Source organism: Acinetobacter sp. WC-323 (assembly GCF_000314615.1).
Lineage (GTDB): Bacteria > Pseudomonadota > Gammaproteobacteria > Pseudomonadales > Moraxellaceae > Acinetobacter > Acinetobacter courvalinii.
In genome coordinates, this window is record NZ_AMZS01000047.1 from 59,234 (window position 1) to 80,536 (window position 21,303).

At 38.5% G+C, this 21,303-nt stretch carries 28 protein-coding genes; 3 read left to right on the forward strand and 25 right to left on the reverse strand.

Features of this window, described 5'->3' with window-relative positions; translation table 11 throughout:
• Positions 1 to 73 precede the first annotated feature (73 nt).
• Positions 74 to 268 carry a hypothetical protein gene (locus ACINWC323_RS0119160; RefSeq protein WP_032881573.1) on the reverse strand — a complete coding sequence of 65 codons (195 nt, stop codon included), beginning with the start codon at positions 266 to 268 and terminating at the stop codon, positions 74 to 76.
• Between the two features lie 85 nt (positions 269 to 353).
• Between ACINWC323_RS0119160 and ACINWC323_RS0119165 the strand changes: the two genes are divergently transcribed.
• The 3 genes from ACINWC323_RS0119165 (at position 354) to ACINWC323_RS07100 (ending at position 2,826) form a co-directional block, all read left to right on the forward strand.
• Complete coding sequence (locus ACINWC323_RS0119165; RefSeq protein WP_155758136.1) at positions 354 to 524, forward strand: hypothetical protein; 171 nt, start codon at positions 354 to 356, stop codon at positions 522 to 524.
• A gap of 167 nt (positions 525 to 691) precedes the next feature.
• The gene (locus ACINWC323_RS07105; protein ID WP_009513101.1) at positions 692 to 2,059 is read left to right on the forward strand and encodes a hypothetical protein; all 1,368 of its coding nucleotides are present in this window, start codon (positions 692 to 694) and stop codon (positions 2,057 to 2,059) included.
• 41 nt (positions 2,060 to 2,100) lie between these two features.
• Entirely contained in the window at positions 2,101 to 2,826 is a 726-nt protein-coding gene (locus tag ACINWC323_RS07100) for a hypothetical protein (protein WP_032881575.1), read from the forward strand.
• Between the two features lie 315 nt (positions 2,827 to 3,141).
• Here the strand turns inward: ACINWC323_RS07100 and ACINWC323_RS07095 are convergent, their stop codons facing one another.
• From ACINWC323_RS07095 to ACINWC323_RS07000, 24 genes are all read right to left on the reverse strand, one after another.
• Positions 3,142 to 3,342 (reverse strand): TraR/DksA C4-type zinc finger protein, encoded by a 201-nt coding sequence (locus tag ACINWC323_RS07095; RefSeq protein ID WP_009513083.1) that lies wholly within the window; start codon positions 3,340 to 3,342, stop codon positions 3,142 to 3,144.
• The gene (locus ACINWC323_RS19800) at positions 3,327 to 3,575 is read right to left on the reverse strand and encodes an ogr/Delta-like zinc finger family protein (RefSeq protein ID WP_009513078.1); all 249 of its coding nucleotides are present in this window, start codon (positions 3,573 to 3,575) and stop codon (positions 3,327 to 3,329) included. Before ACINWC323_RS19800 ends, ACINWC323_RS07095 begins: the two co-directional genes overlap by 16 nt.
• 133 nt (positions 3,576 to 3,708) lie before the next feature.
• The gene (locus ACINWC323_RS07090) at positions 3,709 to 5,016 is read right to left on the reverse strand and encodes a contractile injection system protein, VgrG/Pvc8 family (RefSeq protein ID WP_009513196.1); all 1,308 of its coding nucleotides are present in this window, start codon (positions 5,014 to 5,016) and stop codon (positions 3,709 to 3,711) included.
• Positions 5,017 to 5,457 carry a phage tail protein gene (locus ACINWC323_RS07085; RefSeq protein WP_009513176.1) on the reverse strand — a complete coding sequence of 147 codons (441 nt, stop codon included), beginning with the start codon at positions 5,455 to 5,457 and terminating at the stop codon, positions 5,017 to 5,019.
• Positions 5,458 to 5,463: 6 nt separating this feature from the next.
• On the reverse strand, positions 5,464 to 8,073 hold the full coding sequence (locus tag ACINWC323_RS07080; RefSeq protein ID WP_032881577.1) for a phage tail length tape measure protein: 2,610 nt from the start codon (positions 8,071 to 8,073) through the stop codon (positions 5,464 to 5,466).
• A 16-nt stretch (positions 8,074 to 8,089) separates the two neighbouring features.
• Positions 8,090 to 8,227, reverse strand: coding sequence for a GpE family phage tail protein (locus tag ACINWC323_RS07075; protein ID WP_009513093.1), 138 nt, complete (start codon positions 8,225 to 8,227; stop codon positions 8,090 to 8,092).
• A 5-nt stretch (positions 8,228 to 8,232) separates the two neighbouring features.
• Positions 8,233 to 8,574 carry a phage tail assembly protein gene (locus ACINWC323_RS07070; protein ID WP_009513114.1) on the reverse strand — a complete coding sequence of 114 codons (342 nt, stop codon included), beginning with the start codon at positions 8,572 to 8,574 and terminating at the stop codon, positions 8,233 to 8,235.
• A 67-nt stretch (positions 8,575 to 8,641) separates the two neighbouring features.
• On the reverse strand, positions 8,642 to 9,157 hold the full coding sequence (locus tag ACINWC323_RS07065; protein ID WP_009513118.1) for a phage major tail tube protein: 516 nt from the start codon (positions 9,155 to 9,157) through the stop codon (positions 8,642 to 8,644).
• Positions 9,158 to 9,160: 3 nt separating this feature from the next.
• On the reverse strand, positions 9,161 to 10,333 hold the full coding sequence (locus tag ACINWC323_RS07060) for a phage tail sheath protein (RefSeq protein ID WP_009513165.1): 1,173 nt from the start codon (positions 10,331 to 10,333) through the stop codon (positions 9,161 to 9,163).
• 128 nt (positions 10,334 to 10,461) lie between these two features.
• Positions 10,462 to 12,849: a phage tail protein gene (locus ACINWC323_RS20400; RefSeq protein ID WP_009513020.1), complete on the reverse strand. Its 2,388-nt coding sequence runs from the start codon at positions 12,847 to 12,849 to the stop codon at positions 10,462 to 10,464.
• A gap of 9 nt (positions 12,850 to 12,858) precedes the next feature.
• A complete protein-coding gene (locus ACINWC323_RS07055) occupies positions 12,859 to 13,470 on the reverse strand; it encodes a phage tail protein I (protein WP_009513043.1) in 612 nt (203 codons plus the stop codon).
• Positions 13,467 to 14,372: a baseplate assembly protein gene (locus ACINWC323_RS07050; RefSeq protein ID WP_009513102.1), complete on the reverse strand. Its 906-nt coding sequence runs from the start codon at positions 14,370 to 14,372 to the stop codon at positions 13,467 to 13,469. Before ACINWC323_RS07050 ends, ACINWC323_RS07055 begins: the two co-directional genes overlap by 4 nt.
• Positions 14,372 to 14,716, reverse strand: coding sequence for a GPW/gp25 family protein (locus ACINWC323_RS0119180; RefSeq protein WP_032881578.1), 345 nt, complete (start codon positions 14,714 to 14,716; stop codon positions 14,372 to 14,374). The genes ACINWC323_RS07050 and ACINWC323_RS0119180 overlap by 1 nt, the downstream gene beginning before the upstream one ends.
• Positions 14,713 to 15,345, reverse strand: coding sequence for a phage baseplate assembly protein V (locus ACINWC323_RS07045; RefSeq protein ID WP_009513099.1), 633 nt, complete (start codon positions 15,343 to 15,345; stop codon positions 14,713 to 14,715). The genes ACINWC323_RS0119180 and ACINWC323_RS07045 overlap by 4 nt, the downstream gene beginning before the upstream one ends.
• A 76-nt stretch (positions 15,346 to 15,421) precedes the next feature.
• Positions 15,422 to 15,868, reverse strand: coding sequence for a phage virion morphogenesis protein (locus tag ACINWC323_RS07040; RefSeq protein ID WP_009513149.1), 447 nt, complete (start codon positions 15,866 to 15,868; stop codon positions 15,422 to 15,424).
• A complete protein-coding gene (locus ACINWC323_RS07035) occupies positions 15,865 to 16,389 on the reverse strand; it encodes a phage tail protein (protein WP_009513162.1) in 525 nt (174 codons plus the stop codon). The genes ACINWC323_RS07040 and ACINWC323_RS07035 overlap by 4 nt, the downstream gene beginning before the upstream one ends.
• Positions 16,386 to 17,216 (reverse strand): N-acetylmuramidase domain-containing protein, encoded by an 831-nt coding sequence (locus ACINWC323_RS07030; RefSeq protein ID WP_009513198.1) that lies wholly within the window; start codon positions 17,214 to 17,216, stop codon positions 16,386 to 16,388. The genes ACINWC323_RS07035 and ACINWC323_RS07030 overlap by 4 nt, the downstream gene beginning before the upstream one ends.
• Positions 17,213 to 17,479: a phage holin family protein gene (locus tag ACINWC323_RS0119185; protein WP_032881579.1), complete on the reverse strand. Its 267-nt coding sequence runs from the start codon at positions 17,477 to 17,479 to the stop codon at positions 17,213 to 17,215. The genes ACINWC323_RS07030 and ACINWC323_RS0119185 overlap by 4 nt, the downstream gene beginning before the upstream one ends.
• Positions 17,476 to 17,832 carry a putative holin gene (locus tag ACINWC323_RS07025; RefSeq protein WP_009513172.1) on the reverse strand — a complete coding sequence of 119 codons (357 nt, stop codon included), beginning with the start codon at positions 17,830 to 17,832 and terminating at the stop codon, positions 17,476 to 17,478. Before ACINWC323_RS07025 ends, ACINWC323_RS0119185 begins: the two co-directional genes overlap by 4 nt.
• A gap of 8 nt (positions 17,833 to 17,840) precedes the next feature.
• Positions 17,841 to 18,050 (reverse strand): tail protein X, encoded by a 210-nt coding sequence (locus ACINWC323_RS07020; protein WP_009513177.1) that lies wholly within the window; start codon positions 18,048 to 18,050, stop codon positions 17,841 to 17,843.
• A complete protein-coding gene (locus tag ACINWC323_RS07015; protein ID WP_009513190.1) occupies positions 18,051 to 18,503 on the reverse strand; it encodes a head completion/stabilization protein in 453 nt (150 codons plus the stop codon). It lies immediately after the preceding gene.
• Positions 18,504 to 18,603: 100 nt separating this feature from the next.
• Positions 18,604 to 19,368, reverse strand: a complete 765-nt coding sequence (gene gpM / locus ACINWC323_RS07010) for a phage terminase small subunit (protein ID WP_009513053.1) — start codon at positions 19,366 to 19,368, stop codon at positions 18,604 to 18,606.
• An 8-nt stretch (positions 19,369 to 19,376) separates the two neighbouring features.
• A complete protein-coding gene (locus tag ACINWC323_RS07005) occupies positions 19,377 to 20,390 on the reverse strand; it encodes a phage major capsid protein, P2 family (protein WP_009513059.1) in 1,014 nt (337 codons plus the stop codon).
• A gap of 5 nt (positions 20,391 to 20,395) precedes the next feature.
• Complete coding sequence (locus ACINWC323_RS07000) at positions 20,396 to 21,199, reverse strand: GPO family capsid scaffolding protein (protein WP_009513188.1); 804 nt, start codon at positions 21,197 to 21,199, stop codon at positions 20,396 to 20,398.
• Positions 21,200 to 21,303: the final 104 nt, after the last annotated feature.

Below are 21,303 nucleotides of genomic sequence, written 5' to 3' on the forward strand. Positions count from 1 at the left end.
AGCTCTATATTTCACGTAAATCGTAAATTTTCCAGTTAGTTAAATTTACTGAATGAAAAAATTATCCTGGGTATTAATACCCAATAAACAATATAGAGAATGTTAAAACAACAACCAGTGAGAATACACCACCTTCGTAGGTGTTCTTTAGCAACTTTTGGATGCGGAGACTTTTGGCCTTACGACGGTATGCTTCCATGTCATAAATAGGGGAATGCTCTTTGATATTATTTTGAGCCTGAATGTGCTTTGTAGCGAATGATTTCATTTTGCTATTTCCTTTTGTCAAATTAAAACCTGACACCCTTACTTCCTACGGTAATGGTGACAGACTGAACAGGGGTAGGAATACCGTGACAAAAGAAACGGCCAGCCATAGGGCTGCCCTGTCCAGCCTGCCAAAAAGCAGCAAAGCTGAATTTAACGCAAAAAAAAGGCCCATGACGGACTTTTTGCGCCTTTTGTCAAAATTATTCAGGTTCCTACGCCTGACCACAGATTTTGCTGTGGTTAAAACACAATAACTTAGTTACTATTATGGCGTCAAGAGCGTTTAGAATTTTATGCTGGAGGATACGTTTTGAAAAATATTCAATTAGTTAAACTTCAGTTTATTTTAGACAAAGAAAATTTAAGAATTAATTTTAACTGTAAGCTAAATTTTTTACAGTTTTATTAAAAGGAATTCCCCATGCTTTTTAAAAAAGAGGAACTTGATAAAATAAAATATATGAATGGTCTTGCGAATCATCTTAATGAGGTTTATCGCAGGGTTGAAAAAGAAGGGATTAATAACTTTATATTTTATGATGATATAATTAATTCCTCTGTTGTTTTTGATGAAATTAAAAATGGTATCATTTATATTGATGATTTATTGGTAAATTTTATTCCTGTAGAAAAAGTAGATTTACTAGTGAATGAAATAAATATTATTGATAAAAATATTTATGAAATGATGATGTATGATCAAATCCAAGGTAATCTGTTTCAGTCTTTCTTTTCAGGCTTAGTAAGTTGTTTTAACTATCTTTTTAAAAAAATAACTGGGGAAGTGCTTAATACTAGAAGTAGAACTGATTATTCAGGTGATTTTTTAAATTTAATGGAAAAACTTAATCAACTAGATAGTAAAAGGAAAAGAATTGAGCAGAATAATAGTTTAAAAGATAGAGTGGTTGTACTTGAAGAAAAAATAAATAATTTTATAAACCAAAATACACAAAATATGGAAATTTTTGATAAAAAAATTGAGGAGTTTTTATTAAGTAGAAAATTAGCATATGATGATAGTATTAGTTCAATAATAGCAAAATTCAAAAATGGTATTTTTGAATTTCAAAATGAGTATGAAAATGATCTGAAAGTAAAAGTTGATAACTTAAAAGCAAACTATGAAAATAATAAAAATGAATTAGATACTTTACTTGGTGCTTTTGAGAAACATAAAAGTCTGCTTTCTAAAAAGACGGAAAATGAAATTTCTAAACATTATTCAACCAAAGCTAAATGGGAAAAAATAACATATTGGGTTGCAACCTTTATTAGTATTTTAATCATTCTAGTATCTATTGGTTTAGCTTGGTGTGGATTAGACTCTTACTATCAAAACTATGTAAGTGTAAGCCAATGCACAGAACTTAGGGACTATAAAGATTGTATTGAAAAGCTTGAATTAATTAGAAATGCATCCAAAGATTATGCCTTTTACTATTTAATTATGAGACTTATATTTTCAATTTTATTATTTTTAACTGTAATTTATACAAGTCGTATTGCTATACGTGCATATTCACATTGGCGCCATAGTGAAAATATGCATTTGAAGCTTGCTTCATTACGCCCTTTTATTAATAGTCTTAAACCAGATGAACAATCCCAGATTCATAAGGATCTAGTACCAGACTATTTTGGAAAAGATGCAGGAATAGTTGATGGCCAGAATGAAAAATTTAAAGATTTACCTGCGAATGTAAGTGCGGTTGCAATGAAGGCAATAGAGCAGATCGGTGGTGGTAGTTCAGAGGGAAAGGATGCTAAAAAGGGTGAAAGTAATTGAAGATAAATGTTTTTTTTATATTTAACTGAGTATTTATATTGATGGCTACTTTTTTTGCATTAGTTTTTCTTGTTAGTTTAATTGCTATGCTTGTTGGTCTGGTGAAGCCGGACCTTTTTAAAAAATATAATCCTACAAATTCACGGGTAAAAATTTTATTTGGTGGACTAGGGATGAGTCTTATTTCTTTAGCTTTGGTGGGTGTATTCGCGCCTGAAGTCGATAAAAAGGAACCCCAAAAGACTGAAACCAGTGCTGAACCTTTGGCAAATGTAGAAAAAGAAGAAGTGGTGAAAGCTGACGAAAATTTAGGGATGACTCCGGAACAATTCAGAAAGTCTTTTAATAATAAACTGAATGAATTAGATGTAACTTCTGTGCGTCCACTCGGTGAGTTTAATATTAAAACAGGGTCAGTACGTGATGTGTTCCAGGTTAATTTTTCTGATGATATTAGTTTGACTGGTGGGGTCAATAAAGACGGAATGTTACATGGTCTGACCTTCATAGTTGTACCTGGTGAAAACTCTGAAAGGACTATGATCGAAACGCTATTATTAACTGGTCTTTCTGCCAATATTGTCAGTAAACCTGAAGATGTTACCAAGTCTAAAGAGATAGTAATTGATTTGCTTGAGAAAGCTCTCAAGAATGTTGATAAAGAAAAAAATATTAATCAAGCTTCAGTAGGGAATATAAGTTATTTTTCTACAGCTGGGAAAACGACAGGTCTTTGGTTCACTATTGAGCCAGTAGAAAATAAATAAAATTAAAGCCCCTAAATAGGGGCTTCTTTTATGCAAAATAATATAGGAATAAAGCAATACAAATAATTATACCTATCATGATTCCGAGAAGGGTCGGGTAAAGCCACATGAATCCACCAATTCAATTTTAGCGTTATGTTCGTTGATTGCTTTTAATAACATTTCTTTTTCATCCTCAGTTAATTCACCAGTAATCACTAGAGGAGTAGGAGTTAACAGTTTACTTAACCGAATGAAATGATAATCAAGAATCAGCCATAGAATAATGAGAGATAATACAAAAAGAACAATCAAAAAAATCATAAAATTTGTCATTTAAAAGTACCTTTTTGCAAGTTTTTCTTGAGTATTTTTACATTCCAAACAAAGCGTTACGGAACCGTAACGTTGACGCTCTACTGGAATATCATTGCCACATTCTTCACATTCGCTGAGGGATGGACGGCTGAAGTCTTTGGGTTGAATCTGAACCTGTTTAAGTTGTAATTCTTGTGCTAGATCTATTTTGTCTGACATGCAGATCTCCCCTGGCCTAAATGTGCCGAAACTGGTAACTGTATTTCTGGATTTGGAACTGAAGGAGGGGAAAGCTGGAATTTTAATTCCATAAATCCGATAGCAGTAAAACCACAATCCAGATTTTGACATTGCCCTTTATAGCGACGTAAAACCGGACTTTCAGCTTCACTTGAACGGATAGAAAAAGCAGAACCACAGTGAGGACACGTTAGTTGTCTTTTTCCTGACATATAATAATCACCATTTATAGTACTAAGTTTTACAATTGTAATACAGTAATTACGTTAAATGGTGATTATTATTCTTTTTGTGTTGAAAACCCATTTCCTTTTGTATCCTTGCTTACCCCAGCAAGGATTTTTTTTATTTGCCTTTTCTGGCTCGGTCAATTCTGGCCTGTTCTCGTTTTAATGCGACTGTTGCCGTCCCTTTACTCACATATAAATGCGTCAACTTCAGCGGATTAGTTTGATCACCTGAAGTTAAGGTATTGGTTTTACCTTTATCCTGGTAATAGACGATTACACCGGTATATTCGGCATAATTTCTACCCGTTTTTTTCTTCTTGGCTGGTTTATCTTGTTCCGGATCTCTTGCTTCAAATAAGGTAGAAACATCATCTGCACTTGGAAGCTGGACTTCGAGTTCAACAGCTGTTGTAAAACCATTGTCATTGATCGTATGTGTGATGTTGGTCCCTAACCAGACAATATCTTCAATCTGTGGCTTTAAACCGGAGAAGATAAATTCCTGTTCCGGGATAATTTCCGGACGACCATACGCCAAGGTGTAACTCAGCTTTTGGGCAGATCGTTTGCACCGGTTGTATTCTGCCTGGGCTGCCAGCTCTGCCGTTTTCTTGTCACGGTGGATATAGCGGATCTCTTTTAAATTGTCCTCATTATCACCAGCAACGACATGAAGCTTTTTGGATTTGGAAGTATCATAATAATATGCCTTCACGCCAGTGATCCGGTCCGTGCCGGTGCCAGTTGTGTAGTTATGACCATCACCTTCAGAACGAATAATATAAACAGTGGGGAGGGGTAATCCCGATACAGTTTGGCTGGTACCACGGGGCAATAAAATTAAATGGCCATTTTTTACCGTAGCAATCGCGTCCTGTTCGTCAGCAATACGTGTTATTAGATTAGCGTCACTTTCATTCTGTGCAATGTAAGAAATTACCTGGTTGGCCAAAGAATCATGAACAATGGTTTTTAATTCATATTCGGTACCAATCGTTTCAAAAATCTCCTTAATGGTTTTCTTGCTGAAGCTACGTTCACGCTTCTGTTTGAGACCTTCAGAAATATCATTACTGAAGGCTGAAATTGTTAAAATATCAGGTGCACCACGGTGACTGGTAGACTCAACCTTAAATTTCCCTTTGTGCACCAGACCTGTGTTCGACCAGCCGATCCAGGCTTGTATAATGGCTCCTTCAGGTGGAATTTCTAGTTGTCCGTCAGTATCGTCCAATTCAATTTCAAGCGAGTCGACCACAAGGCCACGGTTATCCTTCAGTGTTAAAGAAATCAAGCGTCCGGAAATGAGATATGTAATGTCATTACCTTCTACTTCAATTTTATAAATGCATGAAGCATATTCAGTTTCAGATTGATATGCGGATGCATAGCCTTCAAAAGTTTTAATTGCTTGTTCAAACATTTAAATTGCCCGATTCAGCGCACCAGCTGCCATACCGATAAGAGATCCCATTAAGGTTGGTTGCCATTCCTTAATTACCTTTAAGGTAATGGTGAAATCAGTTTTTCTGGCTGCACCATCTTTGAAAAAATATGTTTTGGTTTCATCCAGGCTTTCGATAATGACAAGACCATAAATCTTGCCGGTACCTTCAATCAATGTATAAGCCTTGCCTGTGTCTGCCATTGCACGGATCTGATCCAATGTGACACGGCTATGCGTCAATTCGTGGTATGTGGTCCCCTTCAGGGTAATGGTATCTTCACCTTTACCTGTAAATTGATAAGCCGGTGTATTACCGATCCGGCTATTGCTTGGGTGTCGCCAGCTGGTGACACGTTGTAATTCTTCATAGGCAGCTGTTCGTAAGGAAAAGACGAATAGGCCTAAAACCATCATCATGATTATTTACTCCGAATCTGTTAGGAAGCGACGACGTGCATCAACTTGTTCCTGTTGAATACGTTGCATTTCTTCTCTGATTGCTTTGGCAGTTTCACGGACCGGCTGACCCTGTTCTGCTTTGATGGTGATGTGAATGGTATCGTTGCTGATAAAGCTACCACCGCCACGATTTGCACTAATTGGAGTAACCGGTGTGACTTTGGCTGTGGTACCAGTAGTAATGACGTTACGTGTTGCTTGCTGGGTAGCTTTTACGGGCAAGTTATAGTTTTGGGCTATGCCTAACGCCATACCTTGCATGGTGTAGTCACCAATGCCCATAAATACGCGAGAAGGGGAGTGAATGCCCAGGATTGTTCTGGCCTTATTAATTACTCCCTCTACGGCTCCGGAGAGAGCATCTTTAACTTCCGCTACTTTGGATAAGATCCCATTTTTTAGTCCGGTTAAAATCATGCTGCCGAAGCCAGTAAACTTCGCCGGGAGTTCAACACCGAACCATGACATAACTTTAGCAAAGGCAGCATAAAAAAGGCCGATAGGGGACCAGTTAATAATTAATGCGGATATACCTGTTATACCGCCATTGAATGCGGTTTTTACCTGTCCCCATAGTCCTGAGAAGAAACCTTTAACTGGTTCCCAATTTTTATAAATAAGGTATGCACCAATGGCCAGGGCTGTTATTGCCAGACCAATTGGATTGGCCAGCATCAAACGGCCAATAAATAAGAAGGCTTGGCCAACACCCATAAATGCCATTTTGAGCAGACCGAATACCGCTGGAAGTTTAGAAAATACAGTTACCAGAACTGAACCGCCCATTGTCAATGAAGTCATGACAAGACGTAAACTGGCCATCCCAAGCAGTAATGGAGATAAAACGATAAGTGCCCCACCAATGGCCACTAAACTTGTGGCCACAATAACCAGGCCTGTTCCCAGGGCTTTTGCTGCAGCTGGGTTTTTATCCATCCATCCAGTGAACGTTTGCATTGCACTGGTGGCCATTTCAATCGCTTTGGTATAGATCGGGAGAATTGTCCGGCCAAATTTTAAATATGCATCATGTAGTTTGGCTTTAGCTTCATATTCTTTACCAGCAGTGGTATTGGTCGCTTTACCGTATAACTGGTCGATATTGTCGGCACCAGCATTCATTTTTGCGCTTTTATTGATGATGTCACGCTGAAGGAACATATCACCAAATAAATTCGATGCTGTTCGGTTGGTGAAGATACTGCCAATTGCATCCAGCACATCACTTTTCTCTGTGATGCCTTTTTTTGCCAGGGTAGGTAATAGAATCTGCTCCATCCAGGCAAATTGGTCCTTCTTGAAAATATCGGCACCTTTAATGGCTCCAACATCAAGATAGGAAATCTGGCCGGCTTTATCATGCTTTAATTTACTTGGATCATCGATCAAGCCAAGTTTAAGCATGTTATTTGCTGCACGCTTTGTTGTACGGCCCTGGTAAATGTTCTGATACGCAGACATGGCAGCTGTACCAAAACGGTTTCCACCCCATTCCTGGACAATAGATTCCATTTTGTAATACAAGGCTTCATCAGTAAGACCTTTAACCGCAATACCACCTGTTTTGATTGCATTTAGCCATTCATTACCCTGTACACGTCCACCCGTAGCTGTGATGACTTGTTGAATCTTGTTGGCCTGATCCTGAAAGGCTTTTTCACTTTTTAAGCCGCCACGGAGTTCAATAACTTTGAGCATATCCATGAAAGCACGTTCATTTTCTTCGCCTTTTTCATGGCCAAACATCGCCTGGTTTGAAAATTTCATTTTTGCCAGGGTTGGGGCCACCATTTCCGCATGGTGCAGATCTGAGAAGATCGTGAGACCATCACGTAATAAGGTCATGTTATCCAGGATAGAAGTCCCGAACGTGTCCATTGCTTCAGCGTATTTAATTGCTTTACGTGTTACGTCCTCACCCATGCCAAGTGCAGCAATACGATTGCTTTCAACGTCTACACGCTTACTTTCGTTAATAGGTTGGCGCATGGAGTAAAGTAAACCAACACCGCCAAAACCAGCTGTCATGCCTGCAGCTGCTCCATTACGTGCAATGGAACCATAGCGGTGATATTGGTCCTGTGCACGGTTCAGACGTTTTAGGGCTTGCTGTTGCTGGTTCAACTCCATCGTGGCTTGATGTGTTCTCTGTTTGAGTTTGGTCTCATCTTCAGCCAGACGGTTTATGTTAATCCCAGCTACATTTAGATCCCGTGTAACGCCTGATAGTTCGGCTCCTTGCTGTTTGAATGTTGCTGTTGTGCGCCTGATTGCCTGTTCAAGTGATTTCATACGCTTCACTTGATCATCAGTAAGATTTCCGGCCTTACTTTGATCCTTCAGCAATTTGTATTCGTCGCGATACTTTTTTAATGCTGCAGAGGTTTTGCCTATAGCGGATTGCAAAGACCGGTAGTTCTCAATTTTCCTTTGTTGAGCATTGAGTTCTTTAATTTCGGCACTGGTTTTTTTTAAAATTGCAGCCATTGATTTGGATCCACCTACGATGTTTGCGATGGGTCCCGATAATTTATCAATACCGTTGAAAAGGACTTCTAATTTTAGTCTGGCCATAATAGGTGGATTCTATTTATTTGGGAGGTTGGTTACGTTTTAGTGCCAGTTGATGCCATTTCGTTAGTTCAACAATATCCATGTCATCATAGGCACTTGGTGGCCAATGGAAGATGACGGCAATATTTGCTATTGCCTCATCCACATCGTCCACAAGACTTACATCTTCTGTTCTTTCAGAATCTTCTGCATTTCTTTTGGGTACAAAAAAGTGACTAAGTGCCCTCCAAGTTGCGCAAAGTCGACAGGATCCATCATGACAATTTGTTGTGGTGTTAATGCCGGTGATGTTACACGGGGAAGTACGCGACAAAGTGCATCTACATCGTGGTTATAAATATCTTTTAATGAAGTACCTGATAAGGCCTTAACGCCTGGCTTTCGAACCGTCACCTGGGTGATAAGATTTTCACCCATTCGAATTGGTTCTTCTAAAGTCACCACTTCTTCATTTGGGTTTTGAATAAGTTCTTGGTTTATTGCTTGTTCAATTTGAGTCATTTGGATATATCCTAAAAATTAAATAAAAAAACCTTCTGCAGCACTGGACCACAGAAGGGAAGGAAACTTATAAGCCGATGGCATTACGTTGTTTTTCGAGACGATCTACGCCACCAATGACTTCCTTAAAGCCAAGCAGATCGATTTCGACTTCAACAACGCCATTAATGGTTAATTTGTAGTAAACACAGTTGGTTGTGACTTTGTGCTCAGTATCTTCACCTGGTGTTGCATCTCCGCCATCAATTTCTTCATGACGACCACGAACAACAACTTCTACGGCATCAACTTCACCGGTGTCGTCACGTTGATATGCACCAGCAAAACGGATATATACACCGTCAATCTTCTCCATCCCGAATTGACGTAATGTAATAAGATCTAAACCACCAAAGGTCGACTCAAGAACTAGGCCATCATCTGACATGCCTAAATCTGTTTTAACTGTGCCATTCATACCGCCACCACGGTAATCTTCAGTCTTACGGCTCAATTTAGGGAGAACGACAGTTTTAATTTTTCCTAAATAACTATTCCCTTCATTGAAATAGTTCATGTTTTTCAGCTTGCTTGGTAAAGCCATGCATTAAACTCCTACTTGTGAAGCGAAGTCAGCAAGATAACGATCCGTGATACGTTGACGGAAAGTAAGATCTTCTAACGGTGGGACAGGGGTGTAGTCATAATCTGTGGCCAGTTTTCCTGCTTTTAATGTGTCTTTTGAATTGGCTTCCGGATCGAACCAGGCATCACCACCAATCAAATATTTATTACGTGTCAGTTCACGAATTTTGGCCTTTAAGCCTTCGATAATATCTGTGGCCAAAGAACCATGAAGGGGAAGGTCTACGGCCCACATGTGCGCTTCTGCTACAGTATCTGCGAGTACTTGAGCAGTACGGGTGTAGTTTTCAAATGGGAATAAAGGATCATCTGAGCACGTGCGTGATCCCCAGAAGCGGAACCCGTCATGCTGGATAAGCGTGGTAATTTCATTACTGTTGAGATAACCGGCATCTGTTGCTGGATCCTGAAGATCCCAAGTCACATCGGCATCAATACCAGTAACACCATTCACTGCAACGTTTGATAATGTTTTATGCCAGCCGATGTCATTATCGATCTTCGCACGTAGGCCCATTGCAACGGCTACAGCAGGGACCGTTTCAGTTTGTGCAGTGGTTGTATTGAATGCCACAAAGTTTGGCCAAATAAGCATGAGTTCACGTGCACCGAATGCTTCACGGTATGCCACAGCTTCTTCTTTTGTTTTACATCCCCAACAATATGCATAAGCGAATGCACGTAGTTTTTTTGCGATAACAACAAGTTCAGTTGCCACAGCTTGTGGATCTAAACCTGGTGCACCGATGATACGTGGTTGAACTCCAAGTTTTGATTTGGCCATAAGCAACGCTTTAAGACCGGTATATTTACCTTCAGCTGTGACTGTTCCAATTACGTTGGCAGTTTGTGCAGCTTCATCTTCAGCTGCAGCAACACGGACAACAACACAAACAGAATTGGCTTGATTCGCCATTGCTTGAAGGGCTTTACTTAATGTGCCGGTTTTACCAGCATTTGCAACCGCAGCCTGGGTATTGGTCAAAAGGACCGGAACATTTTCTGGAAATACTAAAGGATCTGCATCTTCTGCAGTGGCGACAAGTCCTTGAACTGCAGTTGCAATGGTCCGGATCGGTCGGATCCCATCACTCAGTTCAAAAACCCGTACACCATGGTGATAATTTTCTGCCATAAAAAAGCCTGTTAATTGAGATTTTAATTCAACAAACAGGCTTGCATGAGTTCAGGAAAATATTAAGTTCCTGAACTTGTAAAAGGGGATTTTACAAGTTCAGGAGAAAGCAGCTTAAATTTATAGGATTAATTTTCAACAATAAACACTGTAGGATCTACAAAATATTTTAATGGTAATGGGTAGTTGGTAGCTCCTAATCTTGCCCTACATCCAATACTAAAAATAATATTCCCCCCAGCATTTGAAAAATTATTCCGATATTCACAATTCATCATTCCTTTTTTTGTTTCAACATTAATTAAGGCAATATTAGATAATGAATTATCATGATCGAAAATTACATTTTTATAAATATACTCTCCTATACCTAACGGAGTTGAAATATTGACTTTGTTATGCGCAATGACTTTAGTATCAATGACTTCCATCTCTTCGAAGTAAGATGCGTCGGCTCTAATATGAGTCCTACCACAGTTTAATATTCGTCCTTTATAGGCATATTGGCTGATACCGTTTTTAAAGCCGCGGCCTAATATCTGTAAATATCCACCAGTATTGATATTTTCTAAGCTATATTCTGCTGATTTACTAAACTTATCCGCCTGATCTAGAAGTACACTTGATATTGCAAGTGTTTTAGAGTTTGGAGCATCAATATTTTTTATGTTTATTTTTCTTGGAGCTATCATTTTTGAAAGTGGAGTAGCAGAGTACCCATAGAAAATTTGCATATCACCTTCACAATTCACACCATCAATATCAATTACATCAAATAACCGGCGAGGTTTTGTAAAAAAATCTGCAACAGGGGGAGAGCTGAATGATAGAAAGGAAGTTGATTTTGCAGTTAGATTTCTTACATATAATCTTCCTGAAACATAACCCACATCACCACGAATCGAGCAGAAACCATGTAGTTTAAAATCTTCTAGTGAAAGGTTTCTTCCAGCATAAACAATATCTTGTACTTCACAATTTTTGAATTTGAAGTTATTCCCCCAGTGAGAACCAGCTTTATTTAATTTTGAGTTAAACACAAATACATTTGCAGCATGACGTCCATCAAGTTCAGTTCTGCATTTGGTCGCTTTAAAATCATAAATAAATGTGTCACAACAATACGAAATATTTAATCCATATCCATAACCTTCATATTGTGATTCCTTAGCTGTACCATAAATTTTACAGTTATTACCTAAAACTGAAATTAATGTTCTAAATTGACTAGATGATGAAACTTCTCCAATTCTTAGAACAGTTGAATCCCTTTTTATAATAATTTGTCCTGAAGAGTAAGTTCCATTACCTAAAGTTCCCACATAACCAATATTAAAATTAATCTCTTTCTCTTCAGGAATAATTTCAACTATAGTTCCTGTATCCTTTATTGGATCAAAGTTTATATCTAGTTCTGGGCAAATATCTCCTGATTCGTTTAAAACAAAAAATGTTGTATTTTTATAATATGGGTTGTTGGTAGGTGGGTTGTATCGCTCAGTAAGAATGTCTGTAGTTGAGCTAATGCGAATATACTTACCTACGGCAGATTTTGGTAAACCTAAAACTTTAGATGAGCCTTCATTCAGTCCAGTTAATGAACTTAAAAGTATTCTTTGAGTAGGTTTTTTTGTATGCATATACACATTTGGAGTTAAATTTTCTGATGATGGGAAAATTAAACCTGCAATATCTGTATCAACATAATTATAAATATCTTTAGTAATATAATAACCAATACTTGACTCTCCAATAATTTTTAAATTATTTTCATAAGCAAAATTAGCACATTCTTGAAAGGCAGAAGAATCATCGGTGACTCCATCTCCGATTGCTCCAAACTGCTCTGGTGAAACAAAGATACCATCTGGTTGTAATACCCATTTATTATTAGTACATTTATATGTAGCACTACCATTGTTATGTTCAGTGTGCGAGTAATATTGCAGTGTTCTAACAAGCCGTCCTTCCAGCTTTTCCACAAGTTTTAATTCGTTATAATCTGAACAAATAGAAATCTTTGTATTATCAGCATATTTTTTAACTTCTTTTTTTGCGTCCTCTACAGATTGTATTGTTGCCATAACTACCGAGGCATCAATCTGTAGCTCAAAATTAGCTGTATTATCTATTTGTAGAACAATACGTATCGTTTTTATCTGAGCTGTTCCTTGGTCTGCACTTGGTTTAAATGTTGGCGGATAATTAGCATAAGCAACTAAAATATCTTCTGCCCATAAACCAACTTCACGTATATTAAAACCTCCTACAGCTGAAGGGATAACAGCGTCAGCTTCAAGCCAGTTTGGATTATTCGGTGAAGGTGCAAGCCTATTTAATGGTACACGGTAGATCTCATTTACAAGACTGATAAAGGCGGCATTTGGCTCTGGCACTATTCCACCGCCATCACCAAATGACATATGTGTAATACCTAACTTAGTTCCATTTTGTATTGCTTCTCTAAGTAAATTTAAACCTTGCTCTGTAAAGAGTGAATGATATTGTGCTGCCATAATCGTTCTCTAATCTGTAATAGGGAAAACAGTTGTTAGCTCATGCTCATAAAAGCCAAAAGCTGAATGTATTAATGAATTGGGATCATCTATTTTGGGATAGATTGTTATATCTTCTCCGTCATACATTGCCGCACCAATATTGGTATCACCAGCAACTGCAATAACGTTGATTTCAATATTCTTTAAACTTCTAGTAAGGGGTTTTGCGTCATTAATTAGCTCTATCAAAGTTTTATATGTTTTCTCTGTTAAAGCCTTTTCATTTGTATCAATCGTAATTTGGAAAGTTCCAGGTTCACTCATTGGTGATTCTTGCCACCATTCATGAACTGTTAATGAGTAACCAAAACTCTCAACAATGGATCTAAGGGCGAAGTTTGTTCCTTTATAGGTGTGAACTTTGATTGAGTTTTTAATTTGCGCACGTTTAACCTCATCTGGCCAATCCTCTTGCCATCGATCAACTGAAAACTGCCAAGCCAAGATTGACAGAAAGTCTTCTGGTGCTTCTTCAATACGGATTAAAGTTGATAAGTCAGCATTTAAAATAGTTGATTTAGAAGTTGTCTCTATAATTCGGTTTTCAAAAGTTGTTGTGTTAGGAGGAAGTAAATTCATAATTCATTCCTCACACTAATTTTTATTTGTGTACAAGACGCAGCTTGAAAATTATTAATATTTAACTCTTCAGTTGGATTAATAAGTTCTACTCTATCAACACCAGAAACTTTAAGAATTGAGTACAGATCTGAGAAGTAAACTCCTTTACCAATTCGTTTTGCTTCTTTTGTGTAAGCCAATGCATTAGATCTAGCGGCTTCAAGAACAGGTTCTGTTTCAGGTACGTTTTTAGTAACTAAAACAGCCTCAATTTCATAGCTAATTATCTCAGCCGATTTAACTAAAACTCGATCACCTGTAGGACGCTTCTTATCAGCTGAAACCCAGTTATACACAATAGTGTTGAGCTCTTCTGTTGAAGCATTATCATCCGTATCACGTTGAAGAATTGTTAATAAGGCATGTGCCGGGGCTGGTGAGCTACACTTTACATCTGAAACCCGGCTATCAGCTGAAAGTGTGTGGAATTCATAAGCTGATTCGGGGCCTGCAGTACTCAAAGCATCTAATTTTTTCTGTATACGGTAACGAAAATCTTCATCTTTTTCATAAATTGCTGGAGATGGGGGAGTCATCGTGTCATCGGCTGGAGAAATCAACAATCGTTGGACATCAAAATTTGCACCCCAAATATCAAGATCATCTTCTTTAGCAAATGCAAGTTGTGTAGCTAGGGCTTTCTCATTAATTTGATTTCTTAGAATCATTTCACGATACGCATTTTCCTGTAATAATTTCGTTACAGGTTCGCTTTCTCGACTTAATGTTTTACGTACTGTAGCTTGCTCGTCTATAGGGTAAAGAGAGATGAAATATTCGACCCGTTCAGCAAAAATAGCTTCATAGTCAATCACTTCAACAAAATTTGGTTTTGGTAACGAGTTAAAATCGACGCTCATTAGACAGATCCGATTGCAAGAGGAATACTTAAAGAAGCCTTTTGGTTACTATCAACTAAGCTGCAATCCATATCTAAATAATATGAACCAGCTTCTTTAGTCTTCAGGGAAATTGAGTTTAAAATGATCCGATCTTCCCAGCGTAAAATAGCGGTTGCTGTTGCCGCATATAGCTGAAGTATTGTTATGTCATCAAATGGTGCATCTATTAACATAGGTACTAGAGAACCATATTCGCGACGCATAATTCTTGTGCCAATTGGAGTAGTCAAAAGATCCTGAATTGACTGGCGAATATGTTCTAGTTCATTCATTAGCGCACGACCATTTTCACGAGACATCATGGGATTGGATCTCCTGAAATATCACCGCCTGCCTGTACACCTGTTGTTCTATGGGTTTTAAGGCTAATCTCTCCGGCTTTGACATCAGCTTCAGTACTGAAGTTACCTGTGGAATGACTACTTCCTTGTACTAGTTGGCTACCACCTACAGTATTATTTCCTGTCATTGCTGTGCTGCCGTTTATTTGCAGATTTCCATTTATTGTTGTGTCGCCATTAACTGTCACGCCACCATCTGCAGTAATCGTGGCTTTACCGCTTGAAGGTAGGATCGCGGAAAGATGATGGGCTGAAATGTCATAAGCAATGACACAACCATCAGCAAACATTCTGATTTTTTGATTTAAATCATCAGAAGGGGATGGGTTATTGTCGTTATAAAAACCATAAAGCACGAAGCTGGTTGGTCCAATCTCCCCACACGGTGAAATAACCACACATTCTTCATTTTCGGATGGCATGTCCCAGGTTATATCGTCCCCTGAACGAATATTGAGGCAACGGATCTCCGGTGTCTCAATATCGCCTAAATTGACGGTGACACGGGGGATTGGTTTAGACGGATTTAAGGTCTTGATCTTTCCAAAACGAACGATATTTTCAAGACGACGATTAATGTCAGCATTCATGCCAACACTTTGCTGTAATGATTTGAGAATTGCAGTTCTACAAACTTGTAAAACTGACTTTTACTTGATGAAGGACTTAAACTTTTAAATGTTTAATAAATGATTCTTCAGTGAGTTTAATATCCTCATGGCTGAAGCCAAGTAATTCACGTTTTGAATACACTGTTTCTGGGGCATCTTTGGTAGCCCGATCTTTTAGGCCATACTGGTGAACATTAGCAATTCGATTGACACGGCCAATAAATCCAATGGCAATGGCTTCGCTGTTACTCAGCAATTTTAAATGTGCGTTGGCCTTAATCTTGGAGAACATTTTTCTTTTGATTTTGCCTTTCTGCTCTCGGATCCGTGTACGTCTCGGAACATAGGCAGATCCATCAGGATTGCGTTGAGTCGTGATCCTTTTCTGTTGATTCTTGCGAAGATCTCTACCAATATTTTTGGCCAGTTTTGCCCTCTGGCCAGTGGATAATCTTTCCAACATAGGTTGGAAATATTCAGCAAGATCCTGAACATTATTCATGGGTTTTTACCAGGGAAGGGCATATCTAGTGATCTGCCATCGGATGCTGCAGTTTTCCATTTAGCCAGGATACTGCCATCTTTATCAATCAGTTCAAAATCAACCGGCTTTTCAAATTCGGTGTACGTCGGTTCAGGTGGATATGAGAGTTCGAATTTACCTTCCTGATTCTTTTTAACAATCACACGTTCTGATAATGGGATTTTGAAATTTAGATCATATTTGCCATTATCAATCAGTTCGGCTTCGAAATGGATGCCTTCAGTATTTTTAATGTTGGCCAATAATTCTGGTTGATTGTCCATAAGCCAGGAGAAAATAACGATTCCGAAAATTTCAGGATCTCCAGAGTAATCTGTGATGATCAGATCCAGAATATATGACATTTCAAAACTGAAGCCTGGTGCGAAGGTACTCCTCAGCTTACCTTCATTTGCAAATATCAATAAACGATCCTGATCTTGTGGAAGATCAGGAAGGGCATTCAGGATATATTCACGTAAAGCTTGGGGCTTTTTCATGCTGCGTTTTTCTCACCATAAATAGGTTCCAAGTGATCCCATTCTTTTTGGAATTTAGCCTGGTATCCTAATTTTTTATAATTAGAGCCGTTATAAAGCGTAAACACTGTATGCCAATCAGCTTTACGTAAAGCATCTAACAGGCCTGGCTTCCATTCAATAAAACGAAGAAAAGCTTCCATTTGATGGGTTTCGCTGATTTGTTGCTGGTCCACAAATTCTTGTACCGAGGCATAACCGAGATCCTTCCAGTTTTCACCCATAATTTGAAACTGTCCCCAACTCGTAGACATAAGTGCAGAATCTTTATGAATGTTCATGGCTAGGCTTAAACGGGTATATTCAGCTTCATTGCCTTTGTATCCACCAGCAATTGAATTAACCAAACTTGGGATCTTTTTCATTTGATCATTTGCAAAGGCTTTACCTTTAGCCTGGCACAAGTAGAAATACATTCGATGACGTTCATAAAGAATTTTTGCTTTACCATTACGCAAAAAACCGACGCCTTGGCTTTCTACTGCACCAAGTACACGAATATACAATTCAGGTACCTTCAGACGAAGGGCAGCTTTTTTATAGTCTTCAGCTTTTAAAAATTTTGAAGTATCGCCACCTGCTAAAGCTGCTCGTGTTTTATCACCGACTTTGCCATCATCAACCAAGCCTTGTGCTTTCTGGAATTGGATAACAGCATGTTCTGTACTTCCACCAAAATTTCCATCAACAGATAAGGGTTTTCCGTTTTTGCCTTTGTAACCTAACTTCACTAATTGTTTTTGCAAATTAGCTACGGCATCACCCTTAGAGCCAAATTTTAAAATCATGCCTTACTCCATAACTTGGCCACATTTCCCTGGCTGCGATAAATAATCACAGCCAGGAGAATTGCAAAAATGGCATCCCATAAAGTGACGGGATCCTTAAAGAAAATAATATGAACTGATTGGCCAAGAAATGACGCAATCAGCACGGTTGCTAAAATGGCGTACTTACGGTTGTAATTTCCGTTGTGGTTAAAGCAAACAATGCGAATCCCACAGAACAAATACGCTAAAAGAGCAATGAATTGAAAAACAAATTCGATCATGTTTTTCCCCCTCTAAAGAGTTTGAAAATGTCTGAAAGATTGGCCTGTTTAATCCAATCAACAGCTTTGGTAAGAATAAAAAGACAAAACACGGATGAAATGAGTCCAGCCAATGCATCTGAAGTAATCCAGGTCTTTTCAGTGATAAATGGTGTGCAGATATAGCCTATACCCGTGGCAAGAATTAGAGTCATAATCCGCTTAAAAGCAGAAAGATCCTTTTCAGTACTTGCAATAAACGCTGCACCGAGTACGGCCCCCAGCAATGCATTACCATTGATAAATGGCAAAATAGACATTGCGCTTAGACCAATAACGCCCATTGATGTTGTTGTGGTTGTTGGTTCTGGCATAAATTCTCTCAATCCCAAAGCTGGACGCTTTGGACTTTATTTTGTTGTGTTGGTATGTCTGGTATTAAAATTTTGGTACCCATTGGTAAGACAGGTCCAAAATTTGAAATATGTGGATTTACTTCAAGTACGCGCTCAACTACACCAGCACTTCGACCATATTCACGCCAACAAATGGCATCTACAGTGTCATTTTGATTAGCATAGATTTCCTTCACTTAAAGTAACTCCACACTTAATCGCCGAATCTTTTTAAGATCCCGAATCGCAAAACGTAAGTCACGTTTGAAGTCGTCAACAGTAATCGTGAGATCCTCAGCTTTTTGAGATCCATTACTAGTTGTATCGTAGGAACGGTATTTCTCGTTAAGTTCTGCACCAGCTGCAGCTGCAATTGCTCGATAATATAAAACTACGCTGGTCGGCTTGCCGTTTACGGTTTTTGTTGTGATTTCAGCTAATGACGGGGCTTTGCTGATAAGTGAGTCTAATTGTTCATTTACATGAATAATCGCTGCTTCGATTGCTGGGATTAAACGTTGATTGGTAACGCTAGAATCTAATCGAAGTACTTCGCGGATCTTGTTACTCGATACGGAAGGGAAAAAATCATCACTACTGATAATTTGATCTTGATTCGTTGGGCTACCGTTCGCAATTAATCCTGACATTATATTTCTCGGTTAGTTGAGGGGTGTAGATCTGGGACGAAAACTGAAACTAATGTTTGTTTCGGTTCAGATCTGCCCCTCAGTGGGTGCTGGGCACTCGTTAAGAAGAAATACCCTCATAAACCTGATTGCCATAATCATCGACAACAGGGGAACCATCAGTATTAAATAATGGCTGTGGTGGGTTTTCTTCTAATTGCTTTTTAAGGAGACGTTCTGCTCGTTGTAGATCCTGTTTACCGCCACAATTTTCATTGTGTTTAATGGCCAGCTTTAACCAATAAACAGCTTCTGTGTAGATCTCTTTTTGCAAGTAAACTCGACCAATTGCAACATATAGCTTTGCTCGAATTTGGTCATGCATACTGAAGCCAGTTGTAATACTGATAGCTTGTTTTAAAACTGTTAATTCAAAAACGTCACCTTCAGCATGTGCTGCTTTTGCAGCATTACCGATTTCTTCAGCAACAATTGAAGCTGTATCTCGGCTAAAGGTATCAGGCATTGAAAGCTCATGTTTTAATGCATATTCTGCGATGCGAAGGCCATCTTCAAATTGTTTGGCATCAAAACACCAAAGCATAATAGTAGTGACAACATGGTCCTGAAGATTTGGAACTCGATCTTCTACAGATAAAACACCATTCACATAAGGCATATATTTCGGGATTAAAGTTGCCTTATGTTCTCCACGTTCAATTTCAGATTTGACATTGCGTAGAAGGTTTTGGTCATTTTTTAATTCTGCCAACTGCAACATGTACACACTGGCATCATCACGTACACCGCCGAATTCATCTTGTGTATTGGCCGCAGATTTAGCGGCCAATACTCGAAGGCGATGTCGTCGTGCTGGACTAGACATAAATCACCTTATTTTTTAATTTCGATGTTTTCGACGAATCCTACTTTTTCGTAGGCTTCAATGACATACGCATCATTTGAAGATTGGAATTCTTCAACTTGATCTAATGCAGCATTATCAAAGATTTTGCGACGCTTTCCTTGTTCCTGGAAATAGATTGATAGGTTATCGAAGGACGTAACCAGCAAGGCATTTTCTGGGAAAAATGGAACACGTGCAGCTGGTAAACCACCAATTTGTTTTTGACTCAATAACACTTGGCCTGCAATCGCATCTGTGTTGTCTTTTGATTCATTAACAATAGCGAAATTTTTGTCATTCAATAATTCACGTCCAGCGATAACAACTAGATCCGTTGCATCTTGATGTACTTCACTAATAAGGTTGTTTACTACGTCTGTAACCAATGCATCCAAGTTATTGTAGTCACCAGCTGGGCCAACAACGATTTTCCCAGAACCTGGAACAACTTCTTTCATATAACGTTCAGGGGCTTTAGTACGGATTTTTTGCAACCATCCAATATTTACGTCTTGTAAAAGAGGATTTGCATTACGATCTGTGTTGGCTGCAACGGATGTACCATTCCAGCCGATCATGATCATATCTAATGCAATCGCATGGTCCACAAAGGCTTTCCACTTCTCATAGAAATTAGGGAATTTGGCCCATGCATCCATTTTTTCATAACGTAAAGCAACATCAAAATCAGTCTTTTCACATTTGTATGTATTGGAATCCAGACCTGTTGGATCCACGGCTTTTCGTGCTGTACCAGATTTGGTATTGGTGCGACCAGCAATTGTGGAACCTTGCGTTAAACCAATTACTTCACCTTCCAATTCATCAACAGGATGGACATTAATCTTCTTCAAGAAATCTGAAGATAATTGGATGGAATCTGCCATTTTTTGAGCTACAGAGGGCAACACTGCAAATTTTGATGAAGCATTAGAAACGCCATTCAGCTCGGCAATTTTCTTAATTGTAAAATTGAATTTTTTACGTGTATTTTCGTTCATTGTGATTAGCACTCGATTTTTTCAGAATAATTACCAGTACTTTCTGGTGCCGGTGGAGTTTGGGAGTGATGCTCACCGCCTAATTTTGATTTCAACTCATTGAAATCATTTTGAAGTTTGGTGTGCTTGTTTTTGAGATCGTTAAGATCTTGCAAAGTACTTCCGAAGGTTTCAGCAATTTTTTCAACTGACTTGGCAACTTCACGGAACTGGCTATTATTTTTATTGTCCTGTTCTTGTTGTTTTGGATTTAGCCACTCCATAACCGATGAAAACAGATTGGCCACAGAAGATTCTTCCTCAAATTGAAGATCAATTTCTTGTGAAGCTGTAAACAAGTTGTCCTTTTGCTGTTTTTTATTGATGAATGGATTTGCTTCAGGATTTTTAGAAGCGAATTCCATAACTTGTGTACCCAATGAAGCTGGTGTATCAGTGAAGGCAAGACCCATCAAATAAGCTTCATTGGTATCTGCAAAACTTGGATTTACTTCAATTGAGCAATATAACTTTTGGTTTTTTTTATGCAGCTCAAGCAAGTTTTCATAGGCTTCACATTGAGCGTAAAGCGCCCATTTCTTTTGATCGCCTATCATGTCCTCTTGGGCTTTCAATGCTAAAATTTTTGCATAATTACCGAATGGACTATCCGGCAACACGCTACGGATATGTTCAATATTACCCTGTGATGTATACACCGAAAGATTATAATTTTTGGCCATTTGTTGAATCCATTCTGGTTCAATCACTCGGCCATCTGTTGTTGCTCCTGCAACAGCAACACGGAAGAATTTGGACTTCTTACTCATTAGGGATGAATCCTGCCTGGTATTAAAATTTAGAAATTTATGTACTAAGCAGAATCGGAATTAAGCGAAAAACAATCAATCAAATGAACTTGTAAAAGTCCGTT